This is a genomic window from Pseudomonas sp., assembly GCF_030684895.1.
Taxonomy (GTDB): domain Bacteria; phylum Pseudomonadota; class Gammaproteobacteria; order Pseudomonadales; family Pseudomonadaceae; genus Aquipseudomonas.
On sequence record NZ_JAUXXP010000046.1, the window covers coordinates 191,998 to 203,264 of the forward strand.

The 11,267-nt window shown below is 61.9% G+C and carries 14 protein-coding genes and 1 other RNA gene; 9 read left to right on the plus strand and 6 right to left on the minus strand.

Annotation, left to right across the window (positions count from 1 at the left end; genetic code table 11):
- The first annotated feature begins 215 nt into the window (after positions 1-215).
- Together ubiD and Q8M42_RS10115 are read left to right on the plus strand one after the other, a co-directional pair.
- Positions 216-1,682, plus strand: a complete 1,467-nt coding sequence (gene ubiD / locus Q8M42_RS10110; protein WP_304863399.1) for a 4-hydroxy-3-polyprenylbenzoate decarboxylase — start codon at positions 216-218, stop codon at positions 1,680-1,682.
- Complete coding sequence (locus Q8M42_RS10115; RefSeq protein WP_304863397.1) at positions 1,682-2,650, plus strand: CDP-6-deoxy-delta-3,4-glucoseen reductase; 969 nt, start codon at positions 1,682-1,684, stop codon at positions 2,648-2,650. Before ubiD ends, Q8M42_RS10115 begins: the two co-directional genes overlap by 1 nt.
- A 105-nt stretch (positions 2,651-2,755) precedes the next feature.
- Here the strand turns inward: Q8M42_RS10115 and Q8M42_RS10120 are convergent, their stop codons facing one another.
- A complete protein-coding gene (locus Q8M42_RS10120; RefSeq protein ID WP_304863395.1) occupies positions 2,756-3,733 on the minus strand; it encodes an NADPH:quinone oxidoreductase family protein in 978 nt (325 codons plus the stop codon).
- A gap of 159 nt (positions 3,734-3,892) precedes the next feature.
- Here Q8M42_RS10120 and Q8M42_RS10125 point away from each other — a divergent pair, with 159 nt between their 5' ends.
- Positions 3,893-4,300, plus strand: coding sequence for a flagellar basal body-associated protein FliL (locus Q8M42_RS10125; protein WP_304863393.1), 408 nt, complete (start codon positions 3,893-3,895; stop codon positions 4,298-4,300).
- A 28-nt stretch (positions 4,301-4,328) separates the two neighbouring features.
- Here the strand turns inward: Q8M42_RS10125 and Q8M42_RS10130 are convergent, their stop codons facing one another.
- Positions 4,329-4,778, minus strand: coding sequence for an EVE domain-containing protein (locus tag Q8M42_RS10130; RefSeq protein WP_304863391.1), 450 nt, complete (start codon positions 4,776-4,778; stop codon positions 4,329-4,331).
- A gap of 157 nt (positions 4,779-4,935) precedes the next feature.
- Between Q8M42_RS10130 and Q8M42_RS10135 the strand changes: the two genes are divergently transcribed.
- Positions 4,936-5,070, plus strand: a complete 135-nt coding sequence (locus tag Q8M42_RS10135; RefSeq protein WP_304863389.1) for a hypothetical protein — start codon at positions 4,936-4,938, stop codon at positions 5,068-5,070.
- A 49-nt stretch (positions 5,071-5,119) separates the two neighbouring features.
- Here Q8M42_RS10135 and Q8M42_RS10140 read toward each other — a convergent pair whose 3' ends face one another.
- From Q8M42_RS10140 to Q8M42_RS10155, 4 genes are all read right to left on the minus strand, one after another.
- Positions 5,120-5,716: a 5-formyltetrahydrofolate cyclo-ligase gene (locus Q8M42_RS10140; RefSeq protein WP_304863387.1), complete on the minus strand. Its 597-nt coding sequence runs from the start codon at positions 5,714-5,716 to the stop codon at positions 5,120-5,122.
- 49 nt (positions 5,717-5,765) lie between these two features.
- Positions 5,766-5,944, minus strand: a non-coding RNA gene (gene ssrS / locus Q8M42_RS10145) — 6S RNA.
- Positions 5,945-5,977: 33 nt separating this feature from the next.
- Positions 5,978-6,292 carry a cell division protein ZapA gene (locus tag Q8M42_RS10150; protein WP_090254691.1) on the minus strand — a complete coding sequence of 105 codons (315 nt, stop codon included), beginning with the start codon at positions 6,290-6,292 and terminating at the stop codon, positions 5,978-5,980.
- Positions 6,292-6,498: a TIGR02449 family protein gene (locus Q8M42_RS10155; protein WP_090254694.1), complete on the minus strand. Its 207-nt coding sequence runs from the start codon at positions 6,496-6,498 to the stop codon at positions 6,292-6,294. Before Q8M42_RS10155 ends, Q8M42_RS10150 begins: the two co-directional genes overlap by 1 nt.
- A gap of 280 nt (positions 6,499-6,778) precedes the next feature.
- Between Q8M42_RS10155 and Q8M42_RS10160 the strand changes: the two genes are divergently transcribed.
- The 5 genes from Q8M42_RS10160 to Q8M42_RS10180 form a co-directional block, all read left to right on the plus strand.
- A complete protein-coding gene (locus Q8M42_RS10160) occupies positions 6,779-7,333 on the plus strand; it encodes a YecA family protein (protein WP_275962133.1) in 555 nt (184 codons plus the stop codon).
- Between the two features lie 33 nt (positions 7,334-7,366).
- Positions 7,367-8,701, plus strand: a complete 1,335-nt coding sequence (gene pepP / locus Q8M42_RS10165; protein WP_304863382.1) for a Xaa-Pro aminopeptidase — start codon at positions 7,367-7,369, stop codon at positions 8,699-8,701.
- Positions 8,702-8,704: 3 nt separating this feature from the next.
- Positions 8,705-9,892, plus strand: a complete 1,188-nt coding sequence (ubiH, locus tag Q8M42_RS10170) for a 2-octaprenyl-6-methoxyphenyl hydroxylase (protein WP_304863380.1) — start codon at positions 8,705-8,707, stop codon at positions 9,890-9,892.
- 3 nt (positions 9,893-9,895) lie between these two features.
- Positions 9,896-10,378 (plus strand): DUF4442 domain-containing protein, encoded by a 483-nt coding sequence (locus tag Q8M42_RS10175; RefSeq protein WP_304863376.1) that lies wholly within the window; start codon positions 9,896-9,898, stop codon positions 10,376-10,378.
- Positions 10,379-10,392: 14 nt separating this feature from the next.
- The coding region (locus Q8M42_RS10180) for an FAD-dependent monooxygenase (protein ID WP_305284027.1) at positions 10,393-11,267 on the plus strand (875 nt) is incomplete at its 3' end.

Here is an 11,267-nt window from a genome sequence, read left to right on the forward strand (position 1 = left end):
TAACCCATCATTGGCCGATGGGTTATCACCCATCCTACGGCTTTAGGCGCAAAGAATGCCGCTTCCCTGGTAAGGGGAAGCGGCATTTTTATTAAGTCCACGGCATTGGCTAAGCCCGGCTTTTGTGTGTCTGGAGGCTGGCTTTCCCTTCTGAAAGACCCCGTTCAGCGCTAAACTTTGCGCCCCTATTGCTCGGCCCGAAACGAGGCATCTGCATGCAGTATCGCGACCTGCGCGATTTTATTCGCGGTTTGGAGACGCGCGGCGAACTCAAGCGCATCCAAGCGCCGGTTTCCCCAGTGCTGGAAATGACCGAAATCTGCGACCGCACCCTGCGTAAAGGCGGGCCGGCGTTGCTCTTCGAAAACCCCACAGGCTTCGATGTGCCGGTGCTCGGCAACCTGTTCGGCACGCCCAAGCGCGTGGCGCTGGGTATGGGCGCGGAAGAAGTCAGCGAGCTGCGTGAAATCGGCAAGCTGCTGGCGTTCCTGAAAGAGCCCGAGCCGCCGAAAGGCCTCAAGGATGCCTGGAACAAGCTGCCGATCTACAAGAAGGTGCTGAGCATGGCACCCAAGGTGGTCAAGGACGCTCCCTGCCAGGAAGTGATTGAGGAGGGTGACGATGTCGACCTCGGCAAGCTGCCGGTGCAGACCTGCTGGCCCGGCGATGTCGGCCCGCTGATCACCTGGGGCCTGACCATCACCAAAGGCCCGAACAAAGAGCGGCAGAATCTCGGCATCTACCGTCAGCAGGTGATTGGCCGTAACAAGGTGATCATGCGCTGGCTTAGCCACCGTGGTGGCGCCCTGGATTTCCGTGAGTGGTGTCAGAAGTATCCGGATCGTCCCTATCCGGTGTGCGTCGCCCTTGGCGCCGATCCGGCGACCATTCTCGGCGCGGTCACGCCAGTGCCCGATACCCTGTCCGAGTACGCTTTTGCCGGCCTGTTGCGCGGCCACCGCACCGAGCTGATCAAGGCCCGTGGCAGTGATCTGCAGGTGCCGGCCAGTGCTGAAATCGTCCTGGAGGGCGTGATCCATCCCGGCGAGACCGCGCCGGAAGGCCCGTATGGCGATCACACTGGTTACTACAACGAGGTCGACACCTTCCCGGTGTTTACCGTCGAGCGCATCACTCGTCGGCAAAAGCCGATCTATCACAGCACCTACACCGGCCGTCCGCCGGATGAGCCGGCGATTCTCGGCGTGGCGCTTAACGAAGTCTTCGTGCCGATCCTGCAGAAGCAGTTTCCCGAGATCATCGACTTCTACCTGCCGCCGGAAGGTTGTTCCTACCGCATGGCGGTGGTGACCATCAAGAAGCAATACCCCGGTCACGCCAAGCGCGTAATGCTCGGTGTGTGGTCGTTCCTGCGACAGTTTATGTACACCAAGTTCGTTATCGTCACCGACGACGATATCAACGCACGGGACTGGAACGACGTGATCTGGGCAATTACCACGCGCATGGACCCCAAGCGCGACACGGTGATGATCGACAATACGCCGATCGACTACCTCGACTTCGCCTCGCCGATCTCCGGCCTGGGTTCGAAGATGGGCCTGGACGCCACCCATAAATGGCCCGGCGAAACCAACCGCGAGTGGGGCCGAGCTATCGTTCAGGATGAAGCGGTCAAGCAGCGCGTCGATGCGTTGTGGTCTGAGCTGGGAATTGATTGATGAAAGTCACCCTGAATCCTTCAGGTGCGGTACTTGAAGTGCAGCCCCGCGAGCGCATCCTCGATGCTGCGCGGCGTCTGGGTTACGACTGTCCGCAGAGCTGCCGCAATGGCAATTGTCATATCTGCGCGGCGCTGCTGGTTGAAGGCTGCGTGCAGCAGGGCGGGGTCGAGCTGAGCCAAGGTGAGTTGTTCACCTGCCTGGCCGAGCCGCTGCAAGACTGTGTGCTGCACTGGGATGGCGTGCTCGCGCCGGGCGAATTGCCTGTGCGTGAACTGGCTTGCCAGGTTGTCGCCTGTGATGAGCTGGGCGGCGATGTGTTTCGCCTGCGGCTGAATACGCCGGCCGGCAAGGTGCCGCGTTACCACGCCGGGCAATACCTGCTGCTGCAGCGCGATGGTGACGATTACGCGGCGTTCTCCCTGGCCTCGGCGCCGCATCGCGGACGTGAGCTGGAGCTGCATGTGCTGGCGCGCGACGAAGCCACTGTCGAGCTGATCGCCCAGCTGCGCCGTAGCGGTCTGGTGCGGGTGAAGATGCCGTTCGGTGATACCCACCTGGCCGAACTGCCGGCTGGGCCGCTGGTGCTGATCGCCGCCGGTACCGGCATGGCGCAGATGCACAGCCTGATCGAACACTGCCGCGCTGCCGGTTTCGTCCATCCGGTGCACCTGTACTGGGGCGCACGGCGTCCGGAAGACTTCTACGAGCTGGAGCATTGGGCGCAGTGGCAGCAGGTGCCCAACCTGTTTTTGCATCAGGTGGTCAGTGATCAGTGTGGCTGGCAGGGCCGTTGTGGCCTGCTGCACGAAGCCGTGCGTGAAGACTTCGCTGACCTCAAGGCGCTGCATGTCTATGCCAGCGGCTCACCGGCGATGGTCTACGCCACTCTGGATGCGCTAGTGGATGCCGGTATGGATGCGCACCAGATGCGCGCGGATGTATTTGCTTACGCGCCGCGCGGGTGAATGAAAGAAGCCGCTCTGGGGCGGCTTCGTAGGGTGGATCACGCGTCACCGATCCACCAATCTGGGCGTGAGTGGTGGATGAATAAAGCGTCATCTACCCGGCATTCAACGTACCTGTACCACGACCTTGCCCACCGCCCTGCGCTGGCCGAGGGTGTTGATCGCCTCCGCAGCCTGTGCCAATGGAAACGTCTGCGACACCAGCGGTTTGAGCTTGCCTTCGGCATGCCAGGCAAACAGTTGCTGGAAGTTGGCGGCGTTTTCCTGTGGCTGGCGCTGGGCAAACGAGCCCCAAAATACCCCGACCACGGCTGCGCCCTTGAGCAAGCAGAGGTTGACCGGCAGCTCAGGGATGCGCCCGCTGGCGAAGCCCACCACCAGCAGGCGGCCGTTCCAGGCGATTGAGCGAATGGCGGCATCGAACAGATCGCCACCCACTGGGTCATAGATCACGTCCGCGCCCTGGCCACCGGTCAGGCGTTTGACTTCATCCTTCAGGTTGCTTTCGCTGTAGTTGATCAGCTCATCGGCGCCGGCGGCCTTGGCCACTTCGAGTTTTTCCGCGCTGCTGGCGGCAGCGATCACTTTGGCGCCCATGGCTTTGCCGATTTCTACTGCCGCCAGGCCGACACCACCGGATGCGCCGAGCACCAGCAGGGTTTCCCCCGGTTGCAGGTTGGCGCGCTGCTTGAGGGCGTGCATCGAGGTGCCGTAGGTCATGCCGAAGGCAGCAGCGCTGGCGAAATCCATGCTCGCCGGGATCGGCATCACGTTATAGCCAGGCACCGCCACTTCTTCGGCAAAGCTGCCCCAGCCGGTCAGGGCCATGACCCGGTCACCGACTTTCAGGTGGCTGACTTTCTCGCCCACTGCGCTAACCACGCCAGCAGCTTCGCCACCTGGAGAGAAGGGGAAGGGCGGCTTGAACTGGTATTTACCTTCGATGATCAGCGTATCGGGGAAGTTGACCCCGGCCGCATAAACCTGGAGCAGCACTTCATTCTTCTTCGCTTCGGGGCTGGCGATTTCTTCCAGTACCAGGGTTTCGGCGGGGCCGAAGGCTTTACACAGCACGGCTTTCATCGGGCTTTTCCTCTGCGGTTGATGGCCATGCAGTGTAGGTGCGGGCGGTGCCCGGTCAACGAGCATGCCTGTGCCTGATAGCTATGCATAAGCTTGGGGGCTTGGGCCGCTGCCTGAGTGTGGCTATGCTAGGGGCTGAACTCTTGAGGAATACCGCCTGTGAAAGCCTGGATCGCATTGTTGTTGGCCCTGTCCCTGCCCTTGGCGGCGTACGCCTCGGAAGATAAAGAAGCCAAGGCGGCGGTGCCCACCGTGGCCTATGTCTCGCTGTTTCCTGCGCTGGTGGGGAATTTTGGCGAGGGGCCGAAGCTCAAGTTCTTCAAGGCCGATATTTCCCTGCGGGTAACCGGTGCGGATGTCGAGGCCAAGGTTAAACACCACGACCCGCTGATCCGTAATCAACTGGTCATGCTGTTCTCCCAGCAGACGGAAGAAGCCATGGCGGCCCCGGGTGCTCGCGAAACCTTGCGCGCCGAAGCGCTCAAGCAGGTGCAGGAAGTGCTTACCCAGGAAGAAGGCAAGCCGCTGGTGGAAGACCTGCTATTCAATAACCTGATTATTCAATAAGTCCGCATGGTTCAGGCGCTGCGCCATTTCAGCGCAGCGCCAGCACGGCTGCCCATTCCTCGGCACTGACCGGCATCACCGACAGGCGGCTGCCCTTCTGCACCAGTGGCAATTCCAGCAGCGCACTCTGCGCTTTCAGCTGCGCCAGCGGGATCACCCGCTTGAACGCCTCGACAAACGCCACATCGACTGCGCTCCAGGGATTCTTGTCTGCGCTGGCCTTGGCATCGAAGTAGTGGCTGTCAGGCTCTAGCGCCGTGGGATCGGGGTAGTGCGCCGAGGCGATACGGGCGATTCCGGCAATGCCCGGCTCCGGGCAGCTGGAGTGATAGAAGAAGAACAGATCATCCGGCTGCATGCTGCGCAGGAAGTTGCGCGCCTGGTAATTGCGCACGCCATCCCAGCGTGCCTGCTCCAGGCGCTGCAGGTCGTGGATCGAGAGTTCGTCGGGTTCTGACTTCATCAGCCAATAAGGCATGAACTTTGCTCCTATAATTCAGTCCGTTAGCGGGCAGGTGCTGTTTACCAGGTGTGCCCGGCGTGTTGCAGTGTTGCGCCTGGCCGCCGCTGTTGGACCTATAAAAATAATCGCCGCGAATACAGCGTGCGCTATGCCTTTAAGGGGGAGGCATTCAATGAAACGTAAACCCGATGTGTTGTTGATTTTGCTAATACTGTTCAGCCTGGGTGTGGTGACTACCGGCTATACCCAGAGTTTGTGGGATCGCCAGGCTGATACGCCGGTCACTCAGTCGCAAGCGGCTGGTTGAACCTGGTACGTACCGCAGGGAGTGCGGTACAGCCTTTAAATGGCCTGACTCAATACCACGCCTTATCCGTCACTGTGCCTTGCAGTGGCACATCCCAGCTGGCCATGGCCAGACGATCCACCTGCTGACACTCATGCGCTAAGCCCAATAATGTCGGTTTGTGCCAGTTTTTGCGCAATGTGCGATACGCCAGGCTGCGATCATAAAATCCGCCACCCATGCCCAGGCGCGCGCCGTGACGGTCGAAACCGACCAGTGGCAGCAATACCAGATCCAGTGCCCAGACCTTGCGTTGCTGCTTGCCGTTGCGCCGGGGCTCGTCAATGCCGAAGCGATTCTTCTGCAGGCGCTCATGGGCGCGGATGCGTTGAAACACCATCTTGCTGCGCGGCCAGGGGCTGAGCACTGGCAAATAGGTCGCCTTGCCCCGTTGCTGTGCGACGCGCAGCAGGGGGCGTGGGTCGATCTCGCCGTCGTTGGGAAGGTACAGGGCAATGTGCCGCGCGCGGCGAAACAGCGGGTGCTGCGCCAGCTGTTTATACAGGCCTTGGGCGGCTTGGCGTTGGGCGTGGCGGCTGAGGGCGCGGCGCTGTACGCGCAGGTGGCGGCGTAATTGCGCGCGGCTTAGTGCAGAGGTATCGAGCATGGGCTGTTGCGGTAGCGATTGCCGCAGAGGGGCAACCGGCTGGAAAAGGTGACTCCCCGACGTGCCGCTGTCGGCTTAGCCCTTGAACCCGAAAGTTCAAGGTGGAGGTTGCAGGAGGCGTTAAGGCTTTCCGTCAAGCGGACATGCACACCGGCTTCAACGTGCAACCTCCGGGGTTGTGCGAATCGGCTCAGGGACATCACCAACTGGCGCACACTCCAGGGAGCGGCGGCCAGTATACCCGAAAGCGTCGGCACGCAATCAGCTGCCTTGCTCATCGGCATCCCGAGCCAGAGCGCTGTCGACCCGATTGAGCAGGCTACGCACCTGATCACGGTTGGCGCCGGCCTGTTGATCAAGGTGTTGCTGTTTGTGTAGCAGGTCGTGGGTGATGTTGAGGGCAGCCATAACCGCAACGCGGTCAGCACCGATCACTTTGCCGCTTGAGCGGATCTCCCGCATCTTGCCGTCCAGGTAACGCGCGGCGCTTTCCAGGTTGCTGCGTTCATCGCTCGGGCAGGCGATGCAATATTCTTTGTCCAGAATCTGGACGGTCAAGGTGTTCGACTGGGTCATTAATCCTGCTCCAGGGCTTTGAGGCGCGAAATCATGGATTCGACCTTATGCCGGGCCATTTCGTTCTTTTCAATTAGATGGGCACGTTCTTCGCGCCAGGCCTTTTCGCTCGTCAGAAGCTGTCGGTTTTGCGCCTTGAGCTGTTCGACGCGCTGGATCAGCAAGTCCAGCTTGGTCGTAAGAGCCTGCAGGTCGACGTCTTCCATGGTTCTCTACTCGTACTAGGTGAGTGGGCTGGCAGGTGAAAAATAGCGTCTTTGCGGCGTCTTCGACAGTGCCCGGTGGTGCGCGGAGCAGTTGTTTACCAGTGTGGGGCAGATCGGCACGCCAGAGGTTGATGCATTTCACCCACGGATCACGGCGCGGCAACTTTTGCGTTGGCTGGGCGGGCTCCGTCGAGCCGCTTGCATAGTCTTGGCACGCCTGCCGGTGCTAGGATACAAGGCCTCCATTCTAGTGATCGCGCAGCTTTGCGCCTAGTTATCTATGCCAACTTCAAATTCGCCGTACTCCGCGTTTGCCGCCCTGCTTGCCAACAGCGGCCACACCATTTCCCCTGCCGAGTTGCATGGTCTGTTGCTCGGTCGCAGCTGTGCTGGTGCGGGCTTTGAAATCGACTCCTGGCTGGTGGATGCCGCCGAGCTGCTCGGTGCTGCGCCGGAAGACACCGTGCGCCAGGCGCTGATCGGCCTGCAGGAAATGGTCAAGGGCGAGCTGACCAGCAACGATGTCACCGTGGTGCTGCTGTTGCCCAGCGACGATGCGCCGCTTAGCGAGCGTGCCGTGGCTCTGGGACAATGGTGTCAGGGCTTCCTCGGCGGCTTCGGTCTGACTGCCCGCGACAGCGCCTTGAGCGCTGAAGCCATGGAAGTGCTGCAGGACCTCTCGGCGATTGCCCAGGTGCAGAACGCCCTGGATGAGTCCGATGATGGCGAAAACGATTACATGGAAGTGATGGAATACCTGCGTGTGGCGCCGTTGCTGCTGTTCAGCGAGTGTGCCAAGCCTGTGGTTGCTGCGGCGAAGCCGTCGCTGCATTGATTTTCATGCAATAGAAGTGGACTCAATCTGCCCATGATCAGCATCCCCAAGTCGGAATACGCCCGTCGGCGCAAGGCGCTGATGGCGCAGATGGAACCCAACAGCATCGCGATTTTGCCGGCGGCGCCGGTGTATATCCGCAACCGCGATGTCGAGCATATCTACCGTCAGGACAGCGACTTCCAGTACCTCTCCGGCTTTCCCGAGCCGGAGGCGGTAATCGCGCTGATTCCCGGGCGCGAGCATGGTGAGTACGTATTGTTCTGCCGCGAGCGTGACCCGCTGCGCGAACTGTGGGACGGTCTGCGCGCCGGCCAGGATGGCGCCATCAGCCAGTATGGCGCCGATGATGCGTTCCCGATTGGCGATATCGACGACATCCTGCCGGGACTGATTGAGGGCCGTGATCGGGTCTATTCCTCCATGGGCACCAACCATGAGTTCGACCGCCAGCTGATGGAGTGGATCAACGTGATCCGCTCCAAAGCGCGCCAGGGCGCGACGCCGCCCAACGAATTCATCACCCTCGAACACCTGCTGCATGACCTGCGCCTGTACAAGTCGGCGGCCGAAGTCAAAGTCATGAAGGAAGCCGCGGACATCTCCTGCCGCGCCCATGTGCGTGCCATGCAAGCCAGTCGTGCGGGCCTGTTCGAATACCACCTGGAAGCCGAACTGGATTACGAATTCCGCAAGGGCGGGGCGAAGATGCCGGCCTATGGCTCCATCGTCGCCGCCGGCAAGAACGCCTGCATCCTGCATTACCGCGAGAACGACGCACAGTTGAAAGACGGCGATCTGGTGCTGATCGACGCGGGCTGTGAAATCGACTGCTACGCCAGCGACATCACCCGCACCTTCCCGGTCAGCGGCAAGTTTTCCCCCGAGCAGAAAGCCATCTACGAGTTGGTGCTGGCCTCCCAGGAAGCCGCGTTCAAGGAAATCGGCCCCGGTAAGCACTGGAACCAGGCCCACGAAGCCACAGTGCAGGTGATTACCGCCGGGCTGGTTGAACTCGGCCTGCTACAGGGCGATGTCGCCGAGCTGATCGCCACTGAGGCCTACAAACCCTTCTATATGCACCGCGCCGGCCACTGGCTGGGCATGGATGTGCACGATGTCGGCGAGTACAAGGTCGGCGGCGAATGGCGCGAGCTGGAAGTCGGCATGGCCATGACGGTTGAGCCGGGCATCTATATCGCCGTGGACAATCAGGACGTGGCGAAGAAGTGGCGCGGCATTGGTGTGCGCATCGAGGACGACGTGGTGGTGACCAAGAGCGGCTGCGAAATCCTCACCAGCGGTGTGCCGAAAACCGTCGCCGAAATCGAAGCGCTGATGGCCGCCGCACGCAGCGTGGCTGCCTAGAACATGCCACGCGTCGACATTGCGATTATCGGTGGCGGCCTGGTCGGCGCTAGCCTGGCCGCGGCCCTGCAGGCCGAAGCCAAGCAGCGCGGCTGGAGCATTTGCCTGATCGAGCCGTTCACCCCGGGCAACGGTTATCAGCCCAGCTATGACGCCCGTTCCACTGCGTTGTCGTTCGGCTCGCAGCAGATTTATCAGCGTCTCGGCCTGTGGCAGCAGATCAGTCAGCGCGCCGAGCCGATCAAGCAGATTCATGTTTCCGACCGAGGCCGTTTCGCCGCCGCGCGCCTGAGCGCCGAGGAAGAAGGCGTGCCGGCGCTCGGCTATGTGGTGGAAAACGCCTGGCTTGGCGAATGCCTGTGGCAGGCGCTGGATCAGCAAGTGGTGAGCTGGCGCAGCCCGGCCCAGGTCATGCGTATGCAGGCCCTGGCCGATGGTTACCGCCTGACTTTGGATGACGGCAGCGAACTGGAATGCAGCCTGGCGATTCTCGCTGAAGGCGGCCGCTCCGGTTTGCGCGAGCAGTTGGGCATTGCCGTCAGCACCACGCCGTATGGCCAGAGCGCGCTGATCGCCAACGTCAGCCCACAGGAGGCGCACAACGGCCTGGCCTTTGAGCGCTTTACCGAAGAAGGGCCGATGGCCCTGTTGCCGCTGGCGGATAACCGCTGCGCACTGGTCTGGACCCGTGCCACCCTGGAAGCCGAACGGCTTTCGGCGTTGGACGATGCGGCGTTTCTCGCCGAGCTGCAGCAAGCTTTCGGCTATCGCCTGGGCAGCCTGCGTCAGGTCGGCGCGCGGCATCTCTACCCGCTGGCCCTGACCGCAGCTCAGGAGCAGGTGCGTCAGCATCTGGTGGTGCTCGGCAATGCTGCGCACAGCCTGCATCCGATTGCCGGGCAGGGCTACAACCTCTCGCTGCGCGACACCCTGGTGCTGGCCGAAACCCTGCTGGCCAGCGATGCGCCCTTGGGCGATCTGGCCACTCTGCAGCGTTACCTGAGCAGTCAGCAGATGGATCAGCAACTGACCGTCGGTTTCTCCGATCAGGTCACCCGCCTGTTCAGCACCGGCCAGCCGCTGCTGGCGGCCGGGCGTAATCTCGGCTTGCTCGGCCTCGATTTATTACCTCCAGCGAAACGCTGGTTCGCCCGCCAGGCCATGGGCCTTGGCACCCGCTCGGAGTCCTGAGCTATGTCGGCAAACAAACTGGCGCGCAAGGCGCGGCTGCTGCGCTGGGCGATGAATTTGTATCCGCCGTATCTGGGCGCCGGCGTGCGGGTGCGGCGGATCAGCGCGGACTTCCGCCAGGTACAGGTGAAGATGGGCTTGGGCTGGTATAACCGCAACTATGTCGGCACCCAGTTCGGCGGCAGTCTGTATTCGATGACCGACCCGTTTTTTATGCTGATGATTATGGAAAACCTCGGGCGTGACTTTATCGTCTGGGACAAGGCTGCGCGCATCGACTTTATTGCCCCTGGCACCGGCCCGGTGTACGCCGACTTCAGTATCGATCAAGGGCTGCTTGACGATATTCGTCAGCACACGGCCGATGGCGATAAGTACCACCCCGAGCTGCATGTGGCGGTGCGCGATGGCAGCGGCACTCTGGTGGCGCGGGTGCACAAGACCCTTTATGTGCGGTTGAAACCGCGCGCTCGGCAGGCAGCCTGAACAAGGAATATGTGATGCAAGCGGATCTGATCATTGTTGGCGCAGGCATGGTGGGCAGCGCTCTGGCGCTGGCCCTGCAGGATCAGGGGCTGGAGATTCTGCTGATCGATGGCGGCCCGCTGAGCGTCAAGCCCTTTGATCCAGAGGCCGCCTTCGAGCCGCGGGTTAGCGCATTGTCGGTGGCCAGCCAGCGCATCCTCGATCGCCTCGGTGTGTGGGATGGCATCGCCGCGCGGCGTGCCTGCCCTTACGGCGAGATGCAGGTGTGGGATGGCTCGGGCACCGGGCGGATTCATTTCAGCGCCGCCAGCGTACATGCCGAATCGCTCGGCCATATCGTCGAGAACCGCGTGGTGCAGGACGCCCTGCTTGAGCGCTTGCACGACAGTTCGATTGGTTTGCTACCGGGCGCCCGCCTGGAGCAGCTGCGCCGCTCCGGTGATGGCTGGCTGCTCAGTCTGAACGATGGCCGCGAGTTGCGCGCGCCGCTGCTGATTGCCGCCGACGGGGCAAACTCGGCGGTACGGCGCCTGGCCGGCTGCGCCACCCGTGAGTGGGATTATCTGCACCACGCCATCGTCACCAGTGTGCGTTGCAGCAAGCCGCACCAGGCCACCGCCTGGCAGCGTTTTACCGATGACGGCCCGCTGGCCTTTCTGCCGCTGGCTGGTCCGGCAGGTGAGCACTGGTGCTCGATTGTCTGGTCGGTGACTCCGAACGAGGCCGAGCGATTGATGGCCCTGGATGACGCGGGTTTCCGTCGGGCGCTGGGCTTTGCCTTCGAGCATCGCCTGGGCGATATCCTTCAGGCCGATCCGCGCCTGTGTATTCCGCTACGTCAGCGCCACGCCAAACGCTATGTTGAAGATGGCCTGGTACTGATTGGCGA

What these genes read in the sequence shown, in the direction of transcription:
- ubiD (WP_304863399.1), top strand. Translation starts at nt 216, where the DNA reads ATGCAGTATCGCGACCTGCGCGATTTTATTCGCGGTTTGGAGACGCGC.
- Q8M42_RS10115 (WP_304863397.1), top strand. Translation starts at nt 1,682, where the DNA reads ATGAAAGTCACCCTGAATCCTTCAGGTGCGGTACTTGAAGTGCAGCCC.
- Q8M42_RS10120 (WP_304863395.1), bottom strand. Translation starts at nt 3,733, where the DNA reads ATGAAAGCCGTGCTGTGTAAAGCCTTCGGCCCCGCCGAAACCCTGGTA.
- Q8M42_RS10130 (WP_304863391.1), bottom strand. Translation starts at nt 4,778, where the DNA reads ATGCCTTATTGGCTGATGAAGTCAGAACCCGACGAACTCTCGATCCAC.
- Q8M42_RS10135 (WP_304863389.1), top strand. Translation starts at nt 4,936, where the DNA reads ATGAAACGTAAACCCGATGTGTTGTTGATTTTGCTAATACTGTTCAGC.
- Q8M42_RS10140 (WP_304863387.1), bottom strand. Translation starts at nt 5,716, where the DNA reads ATGCTCGATACCTCTGCACTAAGCCGCGCGCAATTACGCCGCCACCTG.
- Q8M42_RS10150 (WP_090254691.1), bottom strand. Translation starts at nt 6,292, where the DNA reads ATGACCCAGTCGAACACCTTGACCGTCCAGATTCTGGACAAAGAATAT.
- Q8M42_RS10155 (WP_090254694.1), bottom strand. Translation starts at nt 6,498, where the DNA reads ATGGAAGACGTCGACCTGCAGGCTCTTACGACCAAGCTGGACTTGCTG.
- Q8M42_RS10160 (WP_275962133.1), top strand. Translation starts at nt 6,779, where the DNA reads ATGCCAACTTCAAATTCGCCGTACTCCGCGTTTGCCGCCCTGCTTGCC.
- pepP (WP_304863382.1), top strand. Translation starts at nt 7,367, where the DNA reads ATGATCAGCATCCCCAAGTCGGAATACGCCCGTCGGCGCAAGGCGCTG.
- ubiH (WP_304863380.1), top strand. Translation starts at nt 8,705, where the DNA reads ATGCCACGCGTCGACATTGCGATTATCGGTGGCGGCCTGGTCGGCGCT.
- Q8M42_RS10175 (WP_304863376.1), top strand. Translation starts at nt 9,896, where the DNA reads ATGTCGGCAAACAAACTGGCGCGCAAGGCGCGGCTGCTGCGCTGGGCG.